The organism is Kitasatospora albolonga, assembly GCF_039535905.1.
Classification (GTDB): Bacteria; Actinomycetota; Actinomycetes; order Streptomycetales; family Streptomycetaceae; genus Kitasatospora; species Kitasatospora albolonga.
Genome location: NZ_BAAAYB010000003.1, coordinates 17,434 through 42,223, shown reverse-complemented (window position 1 = coordinate 42,223; position 24,790 = coordinate 17,434). Strand labels below are relative to the sequence as shown.

General features: G+C 71.9%; 21 protein-coding genes and 2 pseudogenes. 3 read left to right on the top strand and 20 right to left on the bottom strand.

Translation table 11 applies throughout. From position 1 onward, the window contains the following. Window positions 1-161: 161 nt before the first annotated feature. The 4 genes from ABD946_RS00870 to ABD946_RS00855 form a co-directional block, all read right to left on the bottom strand. A complete protein-coding gene (locus ABD946_RS00870; RefSeq protein WP_345279012.1) occupies window positions 162-671 on the bottom strand; it encodes a GNAT family N-acetyltransferase in 510 nt (169 codons plus the stop codon). A gap of 93 nt (window positions 672-764) precedes the next feature. Beyond that, window positions 765-2,561, bottom strand: coding sequence for an aspartate--tRNA ligase (gene aspS, locus ABD946_RS00865; protein ID WP_345279010.1), 1,797 nt, complete (start codon window positions 2,559-2,561; stop codon window positions 765-767). Further along, window positions 2,558-3,823, bottom strand: coding sequence for a histidine--tRNA ligase (gene hisS / locus ABD946_RS00860; protein WP_345279008.1), 1,266 nt, complete (start codon window positions 3,821-3,823; stop codon window positions 2,558-2,560). Before hisS ends, aspS begins: the two co-directional genes overlap by 4 nt. An 11-nt stretch (window positions 3,824-3,834) precedes the next feature. Continuing rightward, window positions 3,835-4,542, bottom strand: coding sequence for an MBL fold metallo-hydrolase (locus ABD946_RS00855; RefSeq protein ID WP_345279006.1), 708 nt, complete (start codon window positions 4,540-4,542; stop codon window positions 3,835-3,837). 222 nt (window positions 4,543-4,764) lie between these two features. Between ABD946_RS00855 and ABD946_RS00850 the strand changes: the two genes are divergently transcribed. Both ABD946_RS00850 and ABD946_RS00845 read left to right on the top strand, forming a co-directional pair. Continuing rightward, window positions 4,765-5,565, top strand: a complete 801-nt coding sequence (locus ABD946_RS00850) for a peptidylprolyl isomerase (protein ID WP_345279004.1) — start codon at window positions 4,765-4,767, stop codon at window positions 5,563-5,565. 247 nt (window positions 5,566-5,812) lie between these two features. After that, window positions 5,813-7,042, top strand: a complete 1,230-nt coding sequence (locus ABD946_RS00845; RefSeq protein WP_345279002.1) for a DUF349 domain-containing protein — start codon at window positions 5,813-5,815, stop codon at window positions 7,040-7,042. 69 nt (window positions 7,043-7,111) lie between these two features. Here ABD946_RS00845 and ABD946_RS00840 read toward each other — a convergent pair. The 16 genes and pseudogenes from ABD946_RS00840 to pgsA all read right to left on the bottom strand — a co-directional run bounded on the left by ABD946_RS00840 (window position 7,112) and on the right by pgsA (window position 22,487). Continuing rightward, a pseudogene (locus tag ABD946_RS00840) lies at window positions 7,112-9,403 on the bottom strand (RelA/SpoT family protein). A gap of 224 nt (window positions 9,404-9,627) precedes the next feature. Continuing rightward, window positions 9,628-10,179, bottom strand: a complete 552-nt coding sequence (locus ABD946_RS00835; RefSeq protein ID WP_345279000.1) for an adenine phosphoribosyltransferase — start codon at window positions 10,177-10,179, stop codon at window positions 9,628-9,630. 14 nt (window positions 10,180-10,193) lie between these two features. Next, window positions 10,194-11,312 (bottom strand): protein translocase subunit SecF, encoded by a 1,119-nt coding sequence (gene secF, locus ABD946_RS00830; protein ID WP_345278998.1) that lies wholly within the window; start codon window positions 11,310-11,312, stop codon window positions 10,194-10,196. Between the two features lie 4 nt (window positions 11,313-11,316). Beyond that, window positions 11,317-13,092: a protein translocase subunit SecD gene (secD, locus tag ABD946_RS00825; protein ID WP_380150340.1), complete on the bottom strand. Its 1,776-nt coding sequence runs from the start codon at window positions 13,090-13,092 to the stop codon at window positions 11,317-11,319. Between the two features lie 141 nt (window positions 13,093-13,233). Further along, the gene (gene yajC / locus ABD946_RS00820; protein WP_345278996.1) at window positions 13,234-13,629 is read right to left on the bottom strand and encodes a preprotein translocase subunit YajC; all 396 of its coding nucleotides are present in this window, start codon (window positions 13,627-13,629) and stop codon (window positions 13,234-13,236) included. Window positions 13,630-13,837: 208 nt separating this feature from the next. Next, complete coding sequence (gene ruvB, locus ABD946_RS00815) at window positions 13,838-14,938, bottom strand: Holliday junction branch migration DNA helicase RuvB (RefSeq protein WP_345278994.1); 1,101 nt, start codon at window positions 14,936-14,938, stop codon at window positions 13,838-13,840. Between the two features lie 28 nt (window positions 14,939-14,966). Next, a complete protein-coding gene (gene ruvA / locus ABD946_RS00810; RefSeq protein ID WP_345279073.1) occupies window positions 14,967-15,578 on the bottom strand; it encodes a Holliday junction branch migration protein RuvA in 612 nt (203 codons plus the stop codon). 21 nt (window positions 15,579-15,599) lie between these two features. Then, a pseudogene (gene ruvC, locus ABD946_RS00805) lies at window positions 15,600-16,130 on the bottom strand (crossover junction endodeoxyribonuclease RuvC); the annotation flags it as partial. 120 nt (window positions 16,131-16,250) lie between these two features. Next, window positions 16,251-17,009, bottom strand: a complete 759-nt coding sequence (locus ABD946_RS00800) for a YebC/PmpR family DNA-binding transcriptional regulator (RefSeq protein WP_345278992.1) — start codon at window positions 17,007-17,009, stop codon at window positions 16,251-16,253. 65 nt (window positions 17,010-17,074) lie between these two features. Then, window positions 17,075-17,683, bottom strand: a complete 609-nt coding sequence (pdxT, locus tag ABD946_RS00795; RefSeq protein WP_345278990.1) for a pyridoxal 5'-phosphate synthase glutaminase subunit PdxT — start codon at window positions 17,681-17,683, stop codon at window positions 17,075-17,077. An 84-nt stretch (window positions 17,684-17,767) separates the two neighbouring features. Next, window positions 17,768-18,679: a pyridoxal 5'-phosphate synthase lyase subunit PdxS gene (gene pdxS / locus ABD946_RS00790; protein WP_345278988.1), complete on the bottom strand. Its 912-nt coding sequence runs from the start codon at window positions 18,677-18,679 to the stop codon at window positions 17,768-17,770. A gap of 153 nt (window positions 18,680-18,832) precedes the next feature. Then, entirely contained in the window at window positions 18,833-19,378 is a 546-nt protein-coding gene (locus ABD946_RS00785; RefSeq protein ID WP_345278987.1) for a hypothetical protein, read from the bottom strand. An 11-nt stretch (window positions 19,379-19,389) separates the two neighbouring features. Beyond that, window positions 19,390-19,740, bottom strand: a complete 351-nt coding sequence (locus ABD946_RS00780) for a 5-carboxymethyl-2-hydroxymuconate Delta-isomerase (protein WP_345278985.1) — start codon at window positions 19,738-19,740, stop codon at window positions 19,390-19,392. A 25-nt stretch (window positions 19,741-19,765) separates the two neighbouring features. Then, a complete protein-coding gene (locus tag ABD946_RS00775; RefSeq protein ID WP_345278983.1) occupies window positions 19,766-20,938 on the bottom strand; it encodes a glycosyltransferase family 4 protein in 1,173 nt (390 codons plus the stop codon). Further along, window positions 20,935-21,834, bottom strand: a complete 900-nt coding sequence (locus ABD946_RS00770) for a phosphatidylinositol mannoside acyltransferase (protein WP_345279071.1) — start codon at window positions 21,832-21,834, stop codon at window positions 20,935-20,937. Before ABD946_RS00770 ends, ABD946_RS00775 begins: the two co-directional genes overlap by 4 nt. 2 nt (window positions 21,835-21,836) lie before the next feature. After that, the gene (pgsA, locus tag ABD946_RS00765) at window positions 21,837-22,487 is read right to left on the bottom strand and encodes a phosphatidylinositol phosphate synthase (RefSeq protein ID WP_345279070.1); all 651 of its coding nucleotides are present in this window, start codon (window positions 22,485-22,487) and stop codon (window positions 21,837-21,839) included. A gap of 203 nt (window positions 22,488-22,690) precedes the next feature. Between pgsA and ABD946_RS00760 the strand changes: the two genes are divergently transcribed. Continuing rightward, the gene (locus tag ABD946_RS00760; protein WP_345278981.1) at window positions 22,691-24,670 is read left to right on the top strand and encodes an elongation factor G; all 1,980 of its coding nucleotides are present in this window, start codon (window positions 22,691-22,693) and stop codon (window positions 24,668-24,670) included. The last annotated feature ends 120 nt before the right edge of the window (window positions 24,671-24,790 follow it).

The following is a 24,790-nucleotide window of genomic DNA, read 5'->3' as shown; positions in this document are numbered from 1 at the left end:
CCAGACGGCGGGCTACGGGCTGGCCGCCCTCGGCCCGCTGACGGTGGGTCTGCTGCACACCGCCACCGGCGGCTGGACGGCACCGCTGCTCCTGCTGCTGGCGCTCGTCCTGCCGGAAGCGGCCCTCGGTCTGGCCGCCTCCCGTCGAGGCCTACTCACGCTCAGAACGAGCCGAACGGCTCCGGGTAGCGGCAGTGCCCGCTCGGCGTGGAGCCGTTGGCCCCCGGCAGGCGGAGCGCCTGGAAGTACTCGGCGGGCACCTCGAAGGGCCCGGTCACCGCGTGCTCGGCGGCCGGCGTGAAGCCGAACTGCCCGTAGTAGGACGGATCCCCGAGCACCACGACCAGCTGCTCGCCCGCCGCCGCCGCGGCCTCCAGCACGGCCCGCACCAGCAGCTGCCCGACCCCCTGCCGCTGCCACTCGGGCGCGACCGCCACCGGGGCGAGCGCCAGTGCCTCACCGCCGCCGACCTCCAGCCGGGTCAGCAGGGCGTGGCCGACCACCAGGTCCCGCTCGTCCACCGCGACCACCGAGAGCTCCGGCAGCCAGGCGTGGTCGCGGCGCAGCGCGTCGACCAGGTCGGCCTCGTCCGGGCCGGGGAACGCGGCCATGTGCACCCGTCTGGTCGCGGGCGCGTCCTCGGGGAGCTCGACTCTGGTGCTGACGGTCATCGGTGTTCCTTCCACGCCATTGTGGACGACGGAGCGGCCCCGGCAGTTGCGACGAGTCGCATCCACCGGGGCCACGATGTTACTGAAGCCTCGTCAGGACTCCTTCGGGGCCTCCGACTTGGCGGCCGCGGCCGTCTCCGACTTCGGCTTGGCGTCGACACCGGCCTCCCGGCGCTGGGCCGGGGTGATCGGGGTCGGGGCGCCGGTCAGCGGGTCGCCGCCGGTCGAGGTCTTCGGGAACGCGATGACGTCACGGATGGTGTCGTACCCGCCGAGGAGGGTGACGATGCGGTCCAGGCCGAAGGCGACGCCACCGTGCGGCGGCGGGCCGTAGTTGAAGGCGTCCAGCAGGAAGCCGAACTGCGACTGGGCCTCCTCCTCGCTGAGGCCGATCGCGTCGAACGCCCGCTTCTGCACGTCCCGCTGGTGGATACGGATCGAACCGCCGCCCAGCTCCGAGCCGTTGAGCACCAGGTCGTAGGCGTTGGAGAGCGCCGAGCCCGGGTCGGTGTCGAAGGTGGCCAGCGACTCGGCGGTCGGGGCGGTGAAGGGGTGGTGCACCGCGTGCCAGCCCTGGAACTCGCCCTTGTCGTCCTCGATCGGCTCGAACATCGGGAAGTCGACCACCCAGAGGAAGGCCCACTGCGACTCGTCGATGAGCTCGCAGCGGCGGCCGATCTCCAGACGGGCGGCGCCGAGCAGCTCCTGCGAGGCGGTCTTCTTGCCGGCCGCGAAGAACACCGCGTCGCCCGGCTTGGCGCCGGCCGCGGCGGCCAGGCCGGCCAGGTGCTCCTCGGAGAGGTTCTTGGCCACCGGGCCGCGCAGCTCGCCGGTCTCGGCGTCCACCAGCACGTAGGCCAGGCCGCGGGCGCCGCGCGCCTTGGCCCAGTCCTGCCAGGCGTCCAGCTGCTTGCGCGGCTGTGAGGCGCCACCGGGCATCACCACGGCGCCGACGTACGGGGCCTGGAAGACCCGGAACTCGGTGCCCGCGAAGTACTCGGTGAGGTCGGTGAGCTCCTGGCCGAAGCGCACGTCCGGCTTGTCCGAGCCGTAGCGGTTCATCGCGTCGGCGTAGGTCATCCGGGGCAGCGGGCTGGGCAGCTCGTAGCCGTGGACCTCGGACCAGATCCGGGAGACGACCTTCTCGCCGAGGGCCAGGATGTCCTCCTGGTCGACGAACGAGGCCTCGATGTCCAGCTGGGTGAACTCCGGCTGCCGGTCGGCGCGGAAGTCCTCGTCGCGGAAGCAGCGGGCGATCTGGTAGTACCGCTCCATGCCGGCCACCATCAGCAGCTGCTTGAACAGCTGCGGCGACTGCGGCAGGGCGTACCAGTGGCCCGGCTGCAGGCGGACGGGCACCAGGAAGTCGCGGGCGCCCTCGGGGGTGGAGCGGGTGAGGTACGGGGTCTCGATGTCGAGGAAGTCGTTCTCCTCCATCACCGTGCGGATGATGTGGTTGACCTTCGAGCGCAGCCGCAGCGCGCGGGCCGGGCCCTCGCGGCGCAGGTCCAGGTAGCGGTACCGGAGGCGGACCTCCTCGTTGACCGTGCCCGGCTCGTACTCGGCGACCTGGAAGGGCAGCGCGGCGGCCTCGGAGAGGACCTCCAGCGCGCCCACCACGACCTCGATCTTGCCGGTCGGGATCTCCGGGTTCTCGTTGCCCTCGGGGCGGACCCGGACCTCGCCGACGACCTTGACGCAGTACTCGGAGCGCAGGTCGCCGATGGCCTCCAGGTCACGGGCGACGATCTGCACGGTGCCGGAGGCGTCCCGGAGGTCGATGAAGGCGACGCCGCCGTGGTCGCGGCGGCGGGCGACCCAGCCGGCCAGGGTGACGGTGGTGCCGGCGTGCTCCGCGCGGAGCGTGCCCGCGTCGTGCGTGCGGATCACAGCTGCTTCTCCTTCAGGGTGGTGACGAGTGCTTCGAGGGCGACGGGGCTCTGCTCGCCGGAGGTCATGTCCTTCAACTGGACGACGCCCTCGGCGAGATCGCGGTCCCCGGCGACCAGGGCGAAGCGGGCGCCGCTACGGTCGGCGGACTTCATGGCGTTCTTGATGCTCTTGACGCCGAAGGCGAGGTCGGTGGCGATGCCGGCCCGGCGCAGCTCGGTGACCTTGCCGAACAGCACGGCCTTGGCCTCCTCGCCGAGCGCCACGGCGTACACCTCGGTGGTGACCGGCAGGTCGAGGGTCACGCCCTCCGCCTCCAGCGCCAGGTAGGTGCGGTCCACGCCCAGGCCCCAGCCGACCGAGGGCAGGGCCGGACCGCCGAGCATCTCCGACAGGCCGTCATAACGCCCGCCGCCGCCGATCGCGGACTGCGCCCCGAGGCCGAAGTGCACGAACTCGAAGGTGGTGCGGGTGTAGTAGTCCAGGCCGCGGACCAGCTTGGGGTCCTGCTCGTACGCCACCCCGGCGGCGGTCAGCAGCGCGCGGACCTGCTCGTCGTAGGACTTGCAGTCCTCGCAGAGGTAGTCGCGGAGCATCGGCGCGTCGGTGAGCTGGGCCTGCACCGACTCGCGCTTGTCGTCGAGCACCCGGAGCGGGTTGATCTCGGCGCGGCGGCGGGTCTCCTCGTCCAGGTCGAGCCCGGAGAGGAAGTCGACCAGCGCGGCGCGGTAGACCGGGCGGCACTGCCTGTCGCCCAGCGAGTTGACCAGCAGCTTGTAGTTCCGCAGGCCGAGCGCCTTGAAGGCGTCGTCCGCCAGGATCATCAACTCGGCGTCCAGCGCCGGGTCCTCGGCCCCGATCGCCTCGGCGCCGATCTGCGAGAACTGGCGGTAGCGGCCCTTCTGGGCCCGCTCGTAGCGGTAGAAGTTGCCCGAGTACCAGAGCTTCACCGGCAGGTTGCCCTGCTTGTGCAGGTTGGCCTGGAGGGCCGCGCGGACCACGGAGGCGGTGCCCTCGGGGCGCAGACCGAGCTCGTCGCCGCCCTTGGTGGTGAGGGTGTACATCTCCTTGGTGACGATGTCGGTGGACTCGCCGACGCCGCGGGAGAAGAGCTTGATGTCCTCGAAGACCGGGGTCTCGATGTAGCCGTACCCGGCCCGGCGCAGCGGGGCGCTCAGCTGGTCGCGGACGGCCAGGAACTCGGCGGAGTTGGTGCCCGGCAGCAGGTCGTAGGTGCCCTTGGGGGCGGTGAAGGTGCTCAACTTCTCTTCCGTCACATTCCTCGTCGCGGGAAGGCCGGAGCGCCGTGCGCTCCCGCCGCCTGCCTGAGGTAGGGGTTGGTCGCGCGCTCGCGGCCGATGGTGGTCTGGCCGCCGTGGCCGGAGAGGACCACGGTGGAGTCGTCGAGGGGCAGGCACACCCGGGCCAGCGAGCGCAGGATCGCCTCGCCGTCTCCCCCCGGGAGGTCGGTACGCCCTACCGAGCCGGCGAACAGCAGGTCACCCGAGAAGAGCACCGGTGGGATGTCTTCGCTCGAGGGCGTCCGGAAGGTCACCGACCCCTTGGTATGGCCGGGGGCGTGATCCACCGTCAGCTGGAGGCCGGCCAGGTCCAGGACCGCGCCGTCGGTCAACTCCCGCACGTCGTCCGGCTCGCCGACCGTGATCGAGCCCATGATCTGCTGCCCGAGCGCACGGCCGAGGCCGCGTGCCGGGTCGGTCATCATGTAGCGGTCCTCGGGGTGGATCCAGGCGGGCACGTTCCGCGCGCCGCAGACCGGCACCACCGAGGCGATGTGGTCGATGTGTCCGTGGGTGAGCAGCACGGCGACGGGCTTCAGCCGGTGCTCCCGGATCAGGTCCTCGACGCCCTGGGCGGCCTCGTGCCCGGGGTCGACGATCACGCACTCCTCACCGGCTGCCGGTGCGACCAGGTAGCAATTGGTGCCCCAGGCTCCGGCGGGAAATCCGGCGACGAACAACGTGTTTCCTCTCCATCGGGTAACGGACCATTACGAGTCATCCCGCAGCCTACCGGCGCCACCGCACGGGTTCCTAACCGGTTGTCGACGCAATCGTGACCTGTCGGCCCGCACGGCTGATCTCGTACTTACACACGAGGTCCCTACACTTGGCCGCCGACGGGTGCGATGATCCGTCCCTAGATACCGACCAAGACGTCCATTCCTCAGGAGACACGCCCGGTGGTCACCAGCGAACAGCGGCGGCGGCAGCTCGCCCGCGAGAAGTACGAGCGCCAGGCGGAGCGCCGGGCCGAGGCCCAGAAGAAGGCCCGTCAGCGCAACGCGATCGTCGGCGGCTCGCTGGCCGTCGTGCTGATCGCCGCCGGCGGCGCCTGGGCCGGCGGCCTCTTCGACTCGGACCCGAAGAAGGAGCCCTCGGCGCAGGCCGCGCCGACCGCTCCCGCGCCCACCCCGGTGGACGTCAAGGGCTGCACCGCCCCGGCCGAGGGCAAGCCCAACGGCAAGCAGTGGAAGACCGAGCCGGCCATGTCGCTGGACGCCAAGGCCGCCTACACCGCCGTGCTGAAGACCAGCTGCGGCGACGTGACGGTCTCCCTGGACGCCGCCAAGGCCCCCAAGACGGTCAACTCCTTCGCCTTCCTGGCGGGCGAGCAGTACTTCGACCACGTGAAGTGCCACCGCCTCACCACCGAGGGCATCTACGTGCTCCAGTGCGGTGACCCGACCGGCACCGGCTCCGGCGGCCCGGGCTACCAGTTCCCGGACGAGAACCTCACCGGCGCCACCTACCCGGCCGGCACCCTGGCGATGGCCAACGCGGGCCCGGGCACCAACGGCAGCCAGTTCTTCCTGGTCTACAAGGACACCCAACTGCCCCCGAACTACACGCCGTTCGGCAAGATCACCGGCGGTCTGGACGTGCTCACCAACATCGCCGCCGGCGGTGTGAAGGGCGGTGGGGGCGACGGCGCCCCCAATGCCAACGTGGTGCTCAACGCGGTGACCACCACCAAGTCCTGAGCCCCGACGGCGCCGCGCCCGGCCACCGGGCGCGGCGCCGTGACGATCCGCCCGGCCCGGATTACGGACAACGCCGGTGCTGGTCGCCTATCTTGCTTCTTGTATAGGGTGCCCTGACCGTCGGCCGTCACCCTCGGCACCGAACCCCGACGGCCCGGACGGCGGACTCCATCGGTCCGCCGCACATCAACTGTGGACGACGTACCGCCCCCGGAAGGGGTGCGGCGTCATGTGGAGGAGGCGCGCTGTGAGCAGCGACCCGTGGGGCCGTGTCGACGAGCAGGGGACCGTCTACGTCAGGACCGCCGATGGCGAGCGCGTCGTCGGCTCCTGGCAGGCGGGCTCCCCCGAGGAGGCCCTCGCCTACTTCGAGCGCAAGTACCAGGGCCTGTCGGCCGAGATCGGGCTGCTGGAGCACCGGGTCCGCAAGACCGACCTGGCCGCCAAGGACGCCCAGACCGCCCTCGACCACCTGCGCGAGCAGGTCACCGAGGCGCACGCGGTCGGCGACCTGGCCGCGCTCGCCCAGCGCCTGGAGACCCTGGCCGGTGAGGTCGAGACCCGCCAGACCGAGCGCAAGGCGGCCCGGGCCAAGGCCCAGGAGGAGACCCGCGCGGCCAAGGAGAAGCTGGTCGCCGAGGCCGAGCAGCTGGCCGAGTCCACCCAGTGGCGCGAGGCCGGGGACCGGCTGCGCGCGCTGGTGGACAACTGGAAGGCGCTGCCCCGGCTGGACCGCAAGAGCGACGACGAGCTGTGGCACCGCTTCTCGCACGCCCGCTCGGTCTTCTCCAAGCACCGCAAGGCGCACTTCGCCACCCTGGACGCCGAGCGCGACCAGGCCAAGGCGGTCAAGGAGCGCCTGGTGGCCGAGGCCGAGGCGCTCTCCAGCTCGACCGAGTGGGGCGACACCGCCGCCGCCTACCGGGACCTGATGGCCCGTTGGAAGGCCGCCGGCCGCGCCCAGCGGGACGCGGAGGAGGAGCTGTGGGCACGCTTCCGGGGCGCCCAGGACGTGTTCTTCCAGGCGCGCTCCTCGGTCTTCAGCGAGCGTGACGCCGAGCAGGGCGAGAACCAGAAGCTCAAGGAGGCCCTGCTGGTCGAGGCCGAGGCGATCCTGCCGGTCACCGACCTCAAGGCCGCCAAGGCCGCGCTGCGCGAGGTCTCCGAGCGCTGGGAGGCCATCGGCCACGTCCCGCGCGACGCCAAGCCCCGCCTGGACGCCCGGCTGAACACGGTCGAGCGGGCGGTCCGCGAGGCCGAGGACGCCGAGTGGCAGCGCTCCAACCCGGAGGCCAAGGCCCGTGCCACCGGCATGACCGCCCTGCTCCAGGCCGCCGTGGACAAGCTGCAGGCCGACCTGGACAAGGCCCGCGCCGCCGGGAACGCGTCCAAGGTCGCCAAGCTGGAGAACGAGCTGGCGGGCCGTCAGGCCCTGCTCGACCAGGCCCAGAAGAGCCTGGAGGAGTTCAGCGGCTGATCCTCCGCCGACCGCACGTCAGAAGGGCCCCACCGCCTCGGCGGTGGGGCCCTTCCGTCGTTCCGGTGCCTACCGGCGGGCCGAGGTGACCCGGTAGACGTCGTACACGCCCTCGACCCCGCGGACCGCCTTGAGCACGTGCCCGAGGTGCTTCGGGTCGCCCATCTCGAAGGTGAAGCGGCTCATCGCCACCCGGTCCCGGGAGGTCTGCACCGCCGCCGACAGGATGTTGACGTGCTGGTCGGAGAGCACCCGGGTGACGTCCGAGAGCAGGCGGGAGCGGTCCAGCGCCTCCACCTGGATGGCCACCAGGAAGACCGAGGACTGGGTCGCGGCCCACTCGACCTCGATCATCCGCTCCGGCTGCTGGGAGAGCGCCTCGACGTTGACGCAGTCCGCCCGGTGCACCGAGACGCCGTTGCCCCGGGTGACGAAGCCGACGATCGGGTCGCCCGGCACCGGCGTGCAGCAGCGGGACAGCTTGACCCAGACGTCGTCCACGCCCTTGACGATGACCCCGGGGTCACCCTTGGCCCGGCGCCGGGTGGCCCGGTTCTGATGGGCCGTCGGGGTGGCGGTCTCGGCCAGGTCGTCGGTCGCGCCCTCCTCGCCGCCGAGCGCCTGAACCAGCTTCTGGACGATGTTCTGCGCCGCGACGTGGCCCTCGCCGATCGCCGCGTAGAACGAGGAGATGTCCGGGTAGCGCATCTCGTGCGCCAGGGTGACCAGCGAGTCGCCGGTCAGGATCCGCTGGATCGGCAGGCCCTGCTTGCGCATCGCCCGGACGATCGCCTCCTGCCCTGCTCGATCGCCTCCTCACGGCGTTCCTTGGAGAACCAGGCCTTGATCTTGTTCCGGGCGCGCGGCGACTTGACGAAGCCCAGCCAGTCCCGGGACGGGCCCGCGTTCTCCGCCTTGGAGGTGAAGACCTCCACGGTGTCGCCGTTCTCCAGCGTCGACTCCAGCGGCACCAGCCGGCCGTTGACCCGTGCTCCTATGCAGCGGTAGCCGACCTCGGTGTGCACCGCGAAGGCGAAGTCCACCGGGGTGGCCCCGGCGGGCAGCGCTATCACGTCACCCTTGGGGGTGAAGACGAAGGTCTCGTTGTTGGAGAGGTCGAAGCGCAGCGACTCCAGGAACTCGCTCGGGTCCTCGGTCTCCTTCTGCCAGTCCAGCAGCTGCCGCAGCCAGGCCATCTCGTTGACGGCCCCGGCCTTGTCGTCCTTGCGGACCTGGGTCGGCGTGTCGGTGGCGCACCTTGGAGGCGCCGGCCACCGCGCGCTGCTTGTACTTCCAGTGCGCGGCGATGCCGTACTCCGCGCGGCGGTGCATGTCGAAGGTGCGGATCTGCAGCTCGACCGGCTTGCCGCCCGGACCGATCACCGTGGTGTGCAGCGACTGGTACATGTTGAACTTCGGCATCGCGATGTAGTCCTTGAACCGGCCGGGGACCGGGTTCCACCGCGCGTGGATGGTGCCGAGCGCCGCGTAGCAGTCGCGGACGGTGTCCACCAGGACCCGGATGCCGACCAGGTCGTAGATCTCGGCGAAGTCGCGGCCGCGCACGATCATCTTCTGGTAGACCGAGTAGTAGTGCTTCGGACGGCCCGTCACCTGCGCGGTGATCCGGGCGCTCCGCAGGTCGCCCTGGACCTGGTCGATCACGGTGGCCAGGTACTCGTCCCGCTTGGGGGCGCGCTCGGCCACCAGACGCACGATCTCGTCGTACATCTTGGGGTAGAGGATCGCGAAGGCGAGGTCCTCCAGCTCCCACTTGATGGTGTTCATGCCCAGCCGGTGCGCCAGCGGGGCGTAGATCTCCAGCGTCTCGCGGGCCTTCTTCTCCTGCTTCTCCCGCTTGAGGTACCGCATGGTCCGCATGTTGTGCAGCCGGTCGGCCAGCTTGATCACCAGGACCCGGGGGTCCTTGGCCATCGCGACCACCATCTTGCGGACGGTCTCGGCCTGCGCGGCCTCGCCGAACTTCACGCGGTCCAGCTTGGTGACGCCGTCCACCAGCAGGGCCACCGAGTCGCCGAAGTCCCGGCGCAGGGTCTCGAGGCCGTAGTCGGTGTCCTCGACGGTGTCGTGCAGCAGACCCGCCATCAGGGTGGGCGCGTCCATCCCGAGTTCGGCCAGGATGGTGGCCACGGCCAGCGGGTGGGTGATGTACGGGTCGCCGCTCTTGCGCTTCTGACCGCGGTGCCACTTCTCCGCCACCGCGTAGGCGCGCTCGATGTCGCGCAGCAGGGCCGGGTCGGCCTTCGGGTCCTGGGCCCGGATGGTCCGGAACAGCGGCTCCAGCACCGGGTTGAGCACGGTGGAGCGCTGACCGCCGAGGCGGGCGAGGCGGGCCCGCATGCCGCCGGTGGCCGAGGGCTTGGGCGTGGCGGGCGCCGGGGGCACAACCTCGTCGGGCAAGGACGACTCCTCGTGGTGCGGTTGGGGTTTCATGGTACCGAGTGGTTAAACCTTTGGGGGCGCGGGGAACTGCGCTGCCAACCATGCACCTCCGTAGAGGGCTGGTCGCGCCCCGCGGCGGAGCCGCAGATGTCAGTTCCCCGCGCCCCCGGTATGACCAGTTCTCAGACCGTGACGAGCGTCTCGAGCGGAGCCCCGTTCAGGTGCGGCGCCAGCCGCTCGCGGCCCGGCAGGAAGCTCAGCTCCATCAGGACCACCACGCCGGCCAGCTCGGCCCCGGCCTGCTGGACCAGGTCGAGCGAGGCCGCGATGGTCCCGCCGGTGGCCAGCACGTCGTCGACGACCAGCACCTTCTCGCCCGGCGCGAAGGCGTCGCACTGCACCTCGAGGGTGGCCGACCCGTACTCCAGGTCGTACGACTTGGCGAACACCTCGCCGGGCAGCTTGCCCTTCTTGCGGATCGGCACGAAGCCGAGCCCGGCCGCGTACGCCGCCGGGGCGGCGAGCACGAACCCCCGTGCCTCCAGACCGACCACCTTCGTCGCCCCGAGCTCCGCCGCCCGGGCGGCCAGCGCCCGGGTGAGGGCGCCGAACGCCTCGGCGTCGGCCAGCAGCGGCGCGATGTCCTTGAACAGCACGCCCGGCTTGGGGTAGTCGGGGACGTCCTTGATCCGGCTGTTGAGCAGCTCGGCCAGGGCGGGGTCGGGAGAGGTCACGGGGGTCCTTGTCGTCAGTGCTTGCCGGACGGACGTCCCCGGGTGCGGGACTTGCTGACCGGCTGGTTGCGCTGTCCGACCATACCCGCTGAGTCGTCGTCACCCTCGTTGGCCGACAGCTCCTCGCCGGCCTCCTCGACGGTGGGGTTCTCCGCGGTGGCCTTGGCGTCGGCCGCCCGGCGGGCGGCGACCTTCTTGGCCAGCGCGCGCATCTCGGGGGTGGCCTCCTTGAGCTGCGCGTAGAGCGGGGTCGCGACGCAGATCGAGGAGTAGGCACCGGCCGCGAGGCCGATGAACAGGGCCAGCGAGATGTCGTTCAGGGTGCCGGCGCCCAGGATGCCGCCGCCGATGAAGAGCAGCGCGGCGACCGGGAGGAGCGCCACCACGGTGGTGTTGATCGAGCGGACCAGGGTCTGGTTCAGACCGGCGTTGGCCGCCTCGCTGAAGGTGACCTTGTTCTGCCGGGTGATGCCCTTGGCGTTCTCCTTCACGGTGTCGAAGACGACGACCGTGTCGTAGAGCGAGTAGCCGAGGATGGTGAGGAAGCCGATCACGGTGCCCGGGGTGACCTCGAAGCCGACCAGGGCGTAGACGCCGATGGTGATCAGGAGGTCGTGGATCAGGGCGACCAGGGCGGCGATGGCCATCCGCCACTCGAAGGCGATGGCCAGGTACACGGTGACCAGCACCATGAAGATGACCAGGCCGAGCAGCGCCTTCTTGGAGATCTCCTCGCCCCAGCTGGGGCCGATCACCTGGGCGTTGATCTCGTTGGCCGGGACGGCCAGGTCCTTGGAGAGCTCGGCGATGAAGGTCTCCGCCGGGATCTGCTCCTCGGCCGAGATCTGGATCTTGACCGCGCCCTTGTCGGTGGACTGCACCAGGGCCTTGGTGTCGTGCAGGATCGAGTCGGCCGCGGACTGGGCCTGGGAGACCGTCAGACCCGGCTTGGTGACCGTGTAGACCGAGCCGCCCTCGAACTCGATGCCGAGCTTGAGGCCCATGGCCAGGCCGATGCCGGCCACCAGGACGATGACGGCGGAGATGCTGTACCAGAGCTTGCGCCGGCCGACGAAGTCGAAGCTGACCTCGCCCTGGTAGAGACGGTGACCGAGGTTGCTGAAGCGTGACATCGCGTCAGACCTCCTTGGCGGCAGTGGCGGAGGTGCGGCGACGACCGCGCACCGGAGGACGGGCGCCCAGGCGCTTCGGGTCCAGGCCGGACCAGGGGTGACCCTCGGCGAAGAACTTGGTGCGGGCGAGCAGGGTGATCAGCGGCTTGGTGAAGAAGAAGATCACCACGACGTCCAGGGCGGTGGTCAGACCGAGGGTGAAGGCGAAGCCCTGCACCTTGCCGACCGAGACGAAGTAGAGCACCGCGGCACAGAGGAAGGAGACGAAGTCCGAGACCAGGATGGTGCGCCGGGCCCGCGGCCAGGCGCGCTGGACGGCCGGGCGCAGCGGGGCGCCCTCGCGGACCTCGTCGCGGATGCGCTCGAAGTACACGATGAAGGAGTCCGCCGTGATGCCGATCGCGACGATGGCGCCGCAGACGGCCGGCAGGTTGAGCGCGAAGCCGATGCCCGCGCCGAGCAGCGACATGATCGCGTAGGTCAGCGCGGCCGAGACCAGCAGACCGGCGATCGAGACCAGGCCGAGGCCGCGGTAGTAGACCAGCGAGTAGAGCACCACGAGGACCATGCCGATGGCGCCGGCGATCAGACCGGCCGTCAGCTGGTCGCCGCCGAGCTGCGGGGAGACCGTGGTGACGTCGCTCATCTGGAAGGTCAGCGGCAGCGCGCCGAAGGAGAGCACGTCGGCCAGGGCCTTGGCCTCCTGCTGGGTGAAGCTGCCGGAGATCACGGCCGAGCCGCCGGGGATGGCCTGCTGGACGTACGGGTGGGAGACCACCTTGCCGTCGAGGACCACGGCGAACTGGTTGGCCGGCGGGGCCTGGGTGGCCAGCTGACCGGTGATCGCGGCGAAGGCGTCCGAGCCGGCGCTGTTGAACTGGAGCTGGACCTGCCAGCCGGCACCCTGCTGGGTGTCGTACACGGCGGTGGCCTTGGAGATGCTGTCACCGTTCACGGCCACCGGGCCGAGCGCGAACTTGTACCAGATGCCCTGCTCGGCGTCGTAGGAGCAGGCGACCGCGTTCTTGGTCGGCTCGCTCTGGTAGTCCAGGCGCTTGGACGGGTCGGAGCAGTCCAGCGCGGCGAACTGCTGCTGCAGCTCGGCCGGGACGGTGCCCTGGGTGAGGGCGGCCGAGAGGTCGGCGGCGCTCGGGGCGCTCGGCGCGCTCGGCGCGGCGCTCGGGGTGCCGGACGCGTTCGGCGTGGCCGAGGCGGAGGCGGTCGGGTCGGCCTTCAGCGCGTCGGTGACGGCGCGGCCGGCCTTGCTCCCGGACGGGCTCGGCGTGGCCGAGGGCGCGCCGGCGGAGGCGCCGGCGTTCGGGGAGGCGGAGGCCGACGGGCTGCCCGAGGCGCTCGGGGTGGCCGAGGGCTGCGGAAGGGAGCCGGTGGGCGCGAGCGCCAGCACCGGGCGGAAGTAGAGCTTGGCGGTCTGACCGACGTCCTTGATCGCCTTCTCGTTGCCACCATCCTTGTTCGGGATGTTGACGATGATGGTGTCCGAGCCCTGGGTCTGGACCTCGGCCTCGGAGACACCGAAGGCGTTCACGCGCTTCTGGATGATGTTGACCGCGGTGTCCATGTTGGACTTGTTGATCGCGGCGGGGTCATCCGACTTGGCGGTCAGCGTGATGCTGGTACCACCGGCGAGGTCGATCCCGAGACGCGGCGTGGTGTGGCCCGTCCCGAACATGAGGGCGACCAGTCCGACGGTGACGACCAGGATGAAGGCCAGTGCCCGTCCCGGGTAACCGTCGCGCGGGCGCGACTTGGGTGTTGCCACCTTGCTCGTTTCTCCCTGTCCATGCCGCCGCCCACCGGACCCTGTCCGGTAGGTGGCGGATAGGGGGAGGGTGGCCTGACGGCCCGTGAGGTCCTGTGTGCGCGCGGCGAGTTGCCGCTCGATCGGGGAAGCCCGACCGTACTACTTGCTCTTCGGGGCCTCGTCGTCGGCACCTCCGTTGTCCGAGTCGTCCGACTTGTCGAAGCTGACCGGCTTCTCGTCGGCCTCGGCCGCCTCGTCCTGCGGCTCCTCGTCGGCCGGGCGGCCGTTGATGATCGCGTCGTACTCCTGCGGCTCCAGCACCGCGGCGATCGCGCCCTTGGTGAAGTGGGCGACCACGCCGGGGGCGAGCTCCAGCTCGACGGTCTCCTCATTGACCGACTTGACCAGGGCGTACATCCCCCCGATGGTGCGGACGCCGGCGCCCGGCTCGAGGCCGGAACGCATCTGCTGCGCCTGCTCCTGCCGCTTCTTGTTCGACCGGAACATCATGAACAGAACGGCGATCATGATCAGAGGGAGGATGAGCGTTTCCACAGCCTGTGTCCTTGTCCAGGCCGCCTACGGTGCGACGGCCATCGGCATTGGGTCGGCCCGTCGGGTGAGAGGGGCGGTCCGGCGGAGTCTAAGCGACCTCCGCTGATCGGACAACGCCAAGCATGTCATCCTGCCGCCGTTGGTGGCGACCTCCACCAGGAACGGTTTGCTCACGATCTTTGTCGGATCCCCACGAGCCGACCGCCCCTCAGCGCTCCGCCGCACCGAACAGGTCGCCCTGCCCGGGCACCGGCCCGCGGGCCCCCTGCTGCGGCGGCGTCATCCCCAGGTGGTGCCAGGCCGCGGCGGTGGCGATCCGGCCGCGCGGGGTGCGGGCCAACAGGCCCTCCCGCACCAGGAAGGGCTCGGCCACCTCCTCCACCGTCTCGGCCTCCTCCCCCACCGCGACGGCCAGCGTGGACAGGCCCACCGGGCCGCCGCCGAAGAGCCGCAGCAGCGCGTCCAGCACCGCCCGGTCCAAGCGGTCCAGACCACGTGCGTCGACCTCGTAGACGTCCAGCGCCTTGGCCGCGATCTCCTGGCTCACCAGGCCGTCGTGCCGCACCTGGGCGAAGTCCCGCACCCGGCGCAGCAGGCGGTTCGCGATCCGGGGCGTGCCGCGCGAGCGCCCGGCGATCTCGGCCGCGGCCGCCCCGTCGATCTCCACGTCCAGCAGCGCGGCCGAGCGCCGCACCACCCGCTCCAGCTCGCTCGGGGCGTAGAACTCCATGTGCCCGGTGAAGCCGAAGCGGTCCCGCAGCGGCGGGGGCAGCAGGCCGGCCCGGGTGGTGGCGCCGACCAGCGTGAAGGGCGGCAGCTCCAGCGGGATCGCGGTGGCGCCCGGGCCCTTGCCGACGATCACGTCGACGCGGAAGTCCTCCATCGCCAGGTAGAGCATCTCCTCGGCCGGGCGGGACATCCGGTGGATCTCGTCCAGGAACAGCACCTCGCCCTCGGTGAGCGAGGAGAGGATCGCCGCGAGGTCGCCCGCGTGCTGGATGGCGGGGCCCGAGGTGATCCGGATCGGCGCGCCCAGCTCGGCCGCGATGATCATCGACAGGGTGGTCTTGCCCAGCCCGGGCGGGCCGCTGAGCAGCACGTGGTCCGGGGCGGTACCGCGCTGACGGGCCGCCTGGAGCACCAGTGAGAGCTGCTCGCGGACCCGCTCCTGGCCGATGAACTCGTCCAGGAGCTTGGGCCGCAGCGCCGCCTCCACCGCCTGGTCCTCACCGTCGGCGGCGGCGGCCACCACGCGGTCGGCGGGGTCGGAGTCGTACGGGCTCATCGGGGCGGGCTCCTGACGGTCCATCAGCGGATTCGGTCTCGGCGGTGCGGTCTCAGCGGGTGCGGTTGAGGGTGCGCAGGGCGGCCTTCAGCAGGGCACCGACGTCGGTGGTGGTCTGCTCCTCGGCCTCCGGGGTGACGGCGGTGACCGCCTCGTCGGCCTCCCGGGCCGCGTAGCCCAGGCCGACCAGCGCGGCGTGCAGCTGCTCGCTCCACGGGGCGGGCCCGGCGGCCAGCGGCTTCTGCGCGGGGACGGCCCCGCTCGGCGCGCCGAGCTTGTCCTTGTACTCCAGCAGCAGCTTCTGGGCCAGCTTGGGCCCGATCCGGGGGACGGCGGTGAGGGACTTGGCGTCCCCCTGGGCGACGATCCGGCGCAGCTCGTCGGGGGTGAAGACGGCCAGCATGCCGAGCGCCATGGTGGCGGCGACCCCGCTGGCGGTGAGCAGCACCTCGAAGGTGGCGCGCTCGTCCTCGTCGGCGAAGCCGTAGAGGGTGAGCGAGTCCTCCTTGACGATCAGTGCGGTGGTGAGCCGGGCGGGCTCGCCGATCCGCAGCGTGCCGAGGGTGCGGGGCGTGCACTTGACCAGCATGCCGACCCCGCCGACCTCGACGACCGCGCTGCCGGCGGTGACGGCGGCGACCGGGCCCTGGACGAAGGCGATCATCGGCGGTACTCCCTGGTGGTGCGCGGACGGGGGGGCGGTCTGCTTGGCGGTGGCGACCGCGGCGGCCAGCCGGTTGGTGGTGGCGCCGCGCCAGATGTGACAGATCGCCAGCGCCAGCGCGTCGGCGGCGTCGGCGGGCTTGGGCGGCTCGGCGAGCCGCAGCAGCCTGGTCACCATGGCGGTGACCTGGGCCTTGTCGGCCCGGCCGGAGCCGGTGACGGCGGCCTTGACCTCGCTCGGGGTGTGCAGGGTGACGGGGATGCCGCGCCGGGTGGCGCAGAGCATCGCGACCGCACTGGCCTGCGCGGTGCCCATCACGGTGCGCACGTTGTGCTGGGCGAACACCCGCTCCACGGCGACGAGTTCGGGCCGGTGCTCGTCGAGCCAGGCCTCGATGCCCTGCTCGACCCGGAGCAGCCTGGGCCCGATCTCCTCCTCGGCGGGGGTGCGGATCACCCCGACCCCGACCATGGTGAGCGGCCGCCCGGGCGTGCCGTCGACCACCCCGACCCCGCACCTGGTCAGCCCAGGGTCCACACCCAGCACCCGCACTCTGCCCCGCCTCCGTACGCTCCGACCTGCGAAGGCTACCGCCCTGGTCCGACAGCCGGACCAACGACACCGGCCCGGCGGTCCTGGAGGACCGCCGGGCCGGTGTCACGCACCGTCAGCTCACTCGGCGTCGAGCTGCGCGCCGACCTCGTCGCTGATCTCGAAGTTGGCGAAGACGTTCTGCACGTCGTCGCTGTCCTCGAGGGCGTCGATCAGCTTGAAGATCTTGCGGGCGCCGTCCACGTCCAGCGGGACCTGGAGGTCCGCGACGAAGTTGGCGTCGGCCGAGTCGTAGTCGATCCCGGCGTCCACCAGCGCGGTGCGGACGGCGACCATGTCGGTGGCCGCGCTGAGCACCTCGAAGGTGTCACCGAGGTCGGTGACCTCCTCGGCGCCGACCTCCAGGACGATCTCCATGACCCGGTCCTCGTCGACCCCGTCCGCCTTGGGGACGATCACGACGCCCTTGCGGTTGAAGAGGTAGGAGACCGAACCCGGGTCGGCCATGTTGCCGCCGTTGCGGGTCATCGCGACGCGCACGTCGGAGGCCGCGCGGTTGCGGTTGTCGGTGAGGCACTCGATCAGGACCGCCACGCCGTTCGGGCCGTAGCCCTCGTACATGATGGTCGAGTAGTCGGCCCCGCCGGCCTCGGCGCCCGAGCCGCGCTTGACGGCGCGGTTGATGTTGTCGATCGGGACGGAGCTCTTCTTCGCCTTCTGGATGGCGTCGTAGAGCGTCGGGTTGCCCGCCGGGTCGCCGCCACCGGTGCGGGCCGCCACCTCGATGTTCTTGATCATCTTGGCGAAGAGCTTCCCGCGCTTGGCGTCGATGACCGCCTTCTTGTGCTTGGTGGTAGCCCACTTAGAGTGGCCGGACATCGCCAGCTCCTTTACGTCGCCAAAGGGAAATGAACAGAAGGGATCTTACCGGTGCCGCGCTCCGGTCAGTGCGCAGCGTCCTCCACCATGCGCACGAAGTACTCGTGCACCCGGTGGTCGCCGGTGAGCTCGGGGTGGAACGAGGTGGCCAGCAGGTTCCCCTGACGGACCGCCACGATCCGGCTGTCCGGGCCGTCGGCCGCCGGCAGCTCGGCCAGCACCCGGACCCCGGCGCCGACCTCCTCGACCCAGGGGGCACGGATGAAGACGCCGTGCACCGGCTGCTCCATGCCCTCGAAGGCGATGCCGGACTCGAAGGACTCGTTCTGCCGGCCGAAGGCGTTGCGGCGGACCGTCATGTCGATCCCGCCGACGGTCTCCTGGTCGTCCCGGCCGTCCAGGATCTTGTCGGCCAGCATGATCATGCCTGCGCAGGTGCCGTAGACCGGCATGCCGGCCCGGACGCGCTCGCGCAGCGGGTCCATCAGGCCGAACAGCAGGGCCAGCTTGGACATCGTGGTGGACTCCCCGCCGGGGATCACCAGCGCGTCCACCTCGGCCAGCTCCTCCGGCCGGCGGACCTCGCGGGCGATGGCGTCGGCCGAGGCCAGCGCGATCAGGTGCTCGCGGACGTCGCCCTGGAGTGCCAGGACGCCGATGACGGGGGTGCTCACGGTGTTACCTCATTCGGGAAGATCGTTGGACGTGCGGCGGCCCGCCGCGCGATCAAGGCTGCGCGGCGGGCCGACCGGACGTGATTACCAGCCGCGGTTGGCGTACCGCTCGGCCTCGGGCAGGGTGTCGCAGTTGATGCCGACCATGGCCTCGCCCAGGTTGCGGGAGGCGTCCGCGATGACCTTCGGGTCGTCGAAGAAGGTGGTCGCCTTCACGATGGCGGCGGCGCGCTTGGCCGGGTCGCCGGACTTGAAGATGCCCGAGCCGACGAAGACGCCCTCGGCACCGAGCTGACGCATCAGCGCGGCGTCGGCCGGGGTGGCCACGCCACCGGCGGAGAACAGCACGACCGGCAGCTTGCCGAGCTCGGCGACCTCCTTGACCAGCTCGTACGGAGCGCGCAGCTCCTTGGCGGCGGCGTACAGCTCGTTGTTGTCGAAGCCGCGCAGCTTGGCGATCTCGTTCTTGATCTGGCGCAGGTGGCGGACGGCCTCGACCACGTTGCCGGTGCCGGCCTCGCCCTTGGAGCGGATCATGGCCGCGCCCTCGGCGATGCGGCGCAGCGCCTCGCCCAGGTTGGTGGCGCCGCAGACGAAGGGGGTGGTGAAGGCGAACTTGTCGGAGTGGTTGACCTCGTCGGCCGGGGTCAGCACCTCGGACTCGTCGATGTAGTCGACGCCGAGCGACTGCAGGACCTGGGCCTCGACGAAGTGGCCGATCCGGGACTTGGCCATGACCGGGATGGAGACCGCGGCGATGATCTCCTCGATCATGTTCGGGTCGGACATCCGGGCCACGCCGCCGTCCTTGCGGATGTCGGCGGGGACGCGCTCGAGGGCCATGACGGCCACCGCACCGGCGTCCTCGGCGATCTTGGCCTGCTCGGCGTTGACCACGTCCATGATCACACCGCCCTTGAGCTGCTCGGCCATGCCGCGCTTCACGCGGGCGGTGCCGATCTGCGGCTGGTCAGCGGTGATGGGGGTGGTGGACACGTGTGACCTCACTCGAAGATGTACCAGTGCTATCGCCCTATCGTAGGCCCGAAGCAGGTGGGGACCATGCACCACCAAGGCCAGAAGGTCCTCGGGCTTACGACAAAGCGGCTTACGACAGAAGTCTGAACGACCCTCAGGTGCCCAAGGCTCTCAGGCCGGGGCGCCCTGCGGGGTGAGCGCGAGCGGCGGTTCGTCGTCCATCTCGAAGGCCAGCGGGAAGGGCGCCCGCCCCGCCAGCCGGAAGTACCGGACCAGCCGGTGCTCACGCACCGCCCGGGCCGCCCGCACCGCGTCGTTGTGGAAGCGCCGGGCCATCGGCACCCGGCGCACCGCGGCCGTCAGGTCCTTCAGCGCCTCCGCCCCGCCAGGCGCCGCAGCCAGCGCGGCCAGCTGCTCGGGCTCGGCGAAGACCGCCCGCAGCGCCAGGCTGAGCTCGCTCTCGGCCACCTCGCGGTGGTCGTCCTCGGCCTGGCGCGCGGCGTGCGCGGCCTCCAGCAGCAGGATCGAGGCGGCCGGGTCGAGCAGCGAGGAGGTGGCCAGCTCCATCGCCACCGAGGCCCGGCGCAGCAGCTGCGCGTCCAGCGAGGCGCGCGCCGCGTCGATCCGGGCGTGCAGCCGGTCCAGCCGCCCCGCCGTCCAACTGAGGTACACGCCGAACAGCACGACCGCCACCGCGGCCCAGATCCAGTTGCTCACGGGCAGGTACGCTACCGCGCCGGGTGGTGCTCGAACCGGTAGGTCTCCCGGTCCAGCTCGGTGATCTGCACGCCGAGCGCGGCCGGCACCGTGACGTGCGCCCGCAGCAGCTCCAGCACCCGGCGGCTCAGCTCGGCCCGCAGCTCGGTGGAGCGCCCGGCCAGCACCTTCACCTCGACCAGCACCAGCGCCTCGTCCGACGCACCGTCACCGACCAGCACCCGCCCGGCCTCGCGGACCACCGTCTTGCAGGCGGCGGTGTCGGTGTCGATCACCTCCGGGATCACCCGGTGCAGCTCGCCCGCGAGCCCCGCCCAGTCCACGTCCAGCCCCGCCGAGTGGTCGATCAGCACCTGCGGCATCGTCACTCCCCCATCTGTCGTTCCGTCAGTCCCGGGCCAGGCCGAGGCGCTCGCGCCAGCCGCCGCGGGTGTCCTCGGCCACCTCCGGCATGCCGTCGGTGACCGTCTCGTACACCGCGAGGATGTCCGCCCCCACGGTCGACCAGTCGAAGCGGCGCACGTGCCGGGAGGCCGCCTCGCGCAGCTCGGCCAGCCGCTCCGGGTCGGCCAGCAGCCGCACCGCCGCGTCGGCCAGCGCGCCGGCGTCCTCGACCGGGAAGAGCTCCCCGGCACCGCCGCCGTCCAGCACCTGCTTGAAGGCGTCCAGGTCGGAGGCGAGCACCGGCGCGGCCGCCGACATCGCCTCGACCAGGATGATGCCGAAGCTCTCGCCGCCGGTGTTGGGCGCCACGTACAGGTCCACGCTGCGCAGCAGCCGGGCCTTCTCCTCGTCGCTGACCATGCCGAGGAACTCCACGTGCCGGCGCACCTCGGGGGTCAGCCCCTCGGCGGCCTCCTCCTCGTCGCCCTTGCCGGCCACCAGCAGCCGCACGCCCGGGCGCTCGGCCAGGATCTTCGGCAGCGCGGCCAGCAGGGTGGGCAGGCCCTTGCGCGGCTCGTTGATCCGGCCGATGAAGCCGATGGTGGGCGCGGCCACCGTGCCGGTCCAGCGCGGGTCCGGCTCGGCACCGGCGAAGAAGCCGACGTCCACCCCGTTGGGGATCACCACCGCGTCGCCGCCCAGGTGCTCGACCAGGGTCCGGCGGGCGTACTCGCTGACCGCGATCCGGGCGCTCATCTTCTCCAGCCCGGGCTGGAGGATCGGCGAGGCCGCGATCATCGCCCGCGAGCGCGGGTTGGAGGTGTGGAAGGTGCCGACCATCGGCCCGGAGGCGGACCAGGCGGCCAGCATCGACAGGCTCGGCGAGGCCGGCTCGTGCACGTGCAGGATGTCGAAGTGGCCGTCGTTCAGCCACCGCCGCACCCGGGCGGCGGAGAGGATGCCGAAGCTGAGGCGCGCCACCGAGCCGTTGTACGGCACCGCGACGGCCCGCCCGGCCGAGACCACGTACGGCGGCAGCGCCGACTCGTCCTCGGCCGGGGCCAGCACCGAGACCTGGTGGCCGAGCGCGATCAGGTGCTCGGCCAGGTCGCGGATGTGGAACTGCACCCCGCCCGGCACGTCCCAGTCGTACGGGCAGACGATCCCGATCCTCACCGCTTGACCTCCAGGTCGGCCAGCCAGAAGCGCTGCAGCATGTGCCAGTCCTCCGGGTGCTCCCGGATGCCCTCGGCCCAGATGTCCGCCATCGCCTGGGTCATCGCCGAGGTCCGCTCCTTCTGGTCCCCCTCCTCGGGGGGCAGCACCTCGGGGTGGATCTCGCCGCGCATCACCGCGCCGTCGTACCAGAGCGTCACCGGGAAGAGCGCGGCCCCGGTGCGCAGGGCCAGGGCGGCCGGGCCGGCCGGCATCCTGGTGGTCTCGCCGAAGAAGTCCACCGGCAGGCCCGCCTCCGAGAGGTCGCGGTCGCCGACCAGGCAGACCAGCTTGCCGGAGCGCAGCCGCCGGGCCAGCGTCCCGATCACCGAGACCTGACCACCCGTCAGCGGCAGCACCTCCATGCCGAGCCCCTCGCGGTAGGCCACGAAGCGGTCGAACAGCGACTCCGGCTTGAGCCGCTCGGCCACGGTGGTGAACGGGTGCCCGCCGACCGCGGCCACCCAGGCCCCGGCCAGGTCCCAGTTGCCCATGTGCGGCAGGGCCACCACGGCGCCGCGCCCGGCGGCGAGCGCCTCGTCCAGCCGTTCCAGGCCCTTGACCCGGCAGTCCTCGGCGAGGCGCGCGGTGGAGTACACCGGCAGCCGGAAGGACTCCTTCCAGTACCGCAGGTAGGAGCGCATCCCGGCCCGGGACAGCGCCCGGATCCCGGCCTCGTCCAGCTCGGGCCGGACCCGGCGCAGATTGGCCTCCAGCCGCAGCACGCCCTTGCCCCGGCGCCGCCAGGTGAAGTCGGCCAGCTGGTCGAACAGTCCGCGCGCCAGCGGCTCGGGCAGGTGCTTGAGCGCCGCCCAGCCCAGCGCGTACGCCCCGTCGACCAGGCCCTCCTTGGTCATCTTCACGCCGTCGCCTCCGCCGCCGCGTCGGCCTCCCGCGACTCCCGACGCACCGTCAGCATCCGCTGGAACACCGTCACCAGGCTCCCCACGGCCACCACCCAGAGCGCCGTCGGCAGCAGCCACTCCAGGTACGGCACCCCGAAGGTGCCCAGCCCCGTCACCCCGGCCGCGACCAGCGTGATCACCAGCCGCTCCGCGCGCTCCACCAGCCCGTTGACGTTCACCGGGAAGCCCAGGCTCTCGCCCCGGGCCTTGGTGTACGAGACCACCTGACCGCTCGCCAGGCAGAACACCGCGACGGCGCACAGCACGTTGCTGTTCCCGTGCCCGGAGTACCAGAGCGCCAGCCCGCCGAAGATCGCCGCGTCGGCGACCCGGTCCAGCGTGGAGTCCAGGAAGGCGCCCCAGCGGCTGGAGGTGTTGGCCTGGCGGGCCATGTTCCCGTCCACCAGGTCGGAGAAGATGAAGAGGGTGATGGTGATGGTGCCCCAGAAGAACTCCCCGCGCGGGAAGAACACCAGCGCACCGGCGACCGAACCGGCCGTCCCGATCAGCGTCACGGCGTCCGGGCTGACGCCCCAGCGGAGCAGCATCGCGGCGAACGGCGTCAGGACACGTGTGAAGAAGGCACGTGCGTACTTGTTGAGCATGGCCTTCCGGACCGCCCCGATCTTCCGAAACCCACCCCCGCCCTCAGGGCGGCGGGCGGCCGAGCGGATCGGCCCGCCCGGCCGGACAATGGTATCCACGCCGCTCGCACCCCTCGCCGCCCCACGCCCGCGAGCGCCATCCGGCCCAACCGGCGGCCACCCAGGGCAGTTGACGGCACACCGACCGTGATCGCAGGTGCGCCATGACCGACCGGACCACCCCGCCCCCCGTACCGGTCGAAGATCCGGCCCGGCTGCGCAACGTCGTGCTCGTCGGCGCCGCAGGGGCCGGGAAGACCACCCTCGCCGAGGCCCTCGCCCTCACCGCCGGCGCCCTCACCCGGGCCGGCTCCGTGACCGAGGGCACCACCGCCTCGGACCACGAGGAGATCGAGCACCACCAGCAGCGCTCCGTCCAGCTCTCGCTGCTCCCCCTGGCCTGGCAGGGCCACAAGGTCAACCTGCTGGACACCCCCGGGTACGCCGACTTCGCCGGCCAGCGGCAGGCCGGGATGCACGCCGCCGAGGCCGCCGTCCTGGTGGTCTCCGCCACCGACCAGGTCGGCCCCGCCGTGCTCGCCCTCTGGCGCGAGTGCCGCGCCGCCGGCCTGCCCACCGCCGTCGCCCTCACCCACGTGCACGGCCCCGAGGCCGTGACGGCCTGTCAGGAGGCCTTCGGCGACGGCCACCCGGAGACCGTGCTGCCGCTCTTCCAGCCCCGCTTCGACGGCGGCCGCCTCACCGGCTCCGTCGACCTGCTCACCGGGAGGACCTACGGCGAGGCCCCCGCCGTCGACCAGGCCGCCCGCGGCGCCCTGGTGGAGGCCATCGCCGGTGAGGACGACGCCCTGCTGGAGCGCTGGGCCGCCGGCGAGGAGCTGGACCCGGCCTCGCTCACCGAGGCCCTGCGCCGCGAGGTCCGGGCCGACGCCGTCCACCCGCTGCTCTGCACCGCCGCCCCGCTCGGCGCCGCCGAACTGCTCGACCTGATCGTCACCGTGCTCCCCGCCCCCACCGAACGCACCGACGACCGCCCGCCCTGCGACCCGGACGCCCCCGTCACCGCCCAGGTCATCCAGACCGGCGAGGACCAGTACGTCGGCCGGCTCAGCCTGGCCCGGATCTGGTCCGGCACCCTGCGCCCCGACACCTCCCTCCACCTGGACGGCGGCCCCGAGGAGCGCGTCACCGCCCTCACCAGCCCCTTCGGCGCCCGCCAGCGGCCCGTCCCGCAGGCCCTGCCCGGCGACCTGGTCTGCCTGGCCAAGCTGGCCCGGGCCCGCACCGGCGACACCCTCGGCGGCCCCCCGCTCCCCGGCTGGCCCCGCCCCGAGGCCCTGCTGCCGGTGGCCGTCCGGGCCCACAGCAAGGCCGACGAGGACCGGCTCTCCCAGAGCCTCGCCAAACTCACCGCCCAGGACCCGGCCCTGCGCGTGGAACAGAACCCCGACACCCACCAACTGGTCCTCTGGTGCACCGGCGAGGCCCACCAGGCCGTGGTCCTCGACCGGCTACGCGGCCGCTTCGGCGTGCACGTGGACTCCGTCCCGTACGAGGTGGCCCTGCGCGAGACCTTCGCGGGCAGCAGCAGCGGGCACGGCCGGCACGTCAAGCAGTCGGGCGGCCACGGGCAGTTCGCGGTCTGCGACCTGACGGTGGATCCGCTGCCCGGCGAGGAGGTCGAGTTCGTCGACCACGTGGTCGGCGGGGCCGTACCGCGCAACTTCATCCCCTCGGTGGAGAAGGGCGTCCGGGCGCAGCTGGCCCACGGCCTGCGCGGCGACCACCCGGTGGTCGGCGTCCGGGTCACCCTCACCGACGGCAAGGCGCACTCCGTCGACTCCTCGGACGCCGCCTTCCAGACCGCCGCCGCCCTCGCCCTCAAGGAGGCCGCGGAGCACGGCACCGTGCAGCTGCTCGAACCGGTGGACGAAGTCCGGGTCCTGCTCCCCGACGAGTACCAGGGTGCGGTCCTCGGCGACCTCTCCGCCCGTCGCGGCCACGTCCTCGGCACCGAGCCCGGCGGCCCCGGCCTCAGCCTGGTCCGCGCCGAAGTCCCCGAACTGGAGCTCAGCCGCTACCCCATCGACCTCCGCTCCCTCTCCCACGGCACCGGCACCTTCTCCCGCACCTACCTCCGCCACGCTCCCATGCCGCCCGCCCTGGCTTCCCAGTACGCCTGAGGAACTCGGTGATGCCGGGGGCGCGGGGAACTGTGCGAAGCGGAAGGCGGCCCAGTGTTAGATCGGGGCAGGTGAGCCAGTTGCACGTGCTGCCGTTCCCCCGCGCGCAGTTCCTCGCGC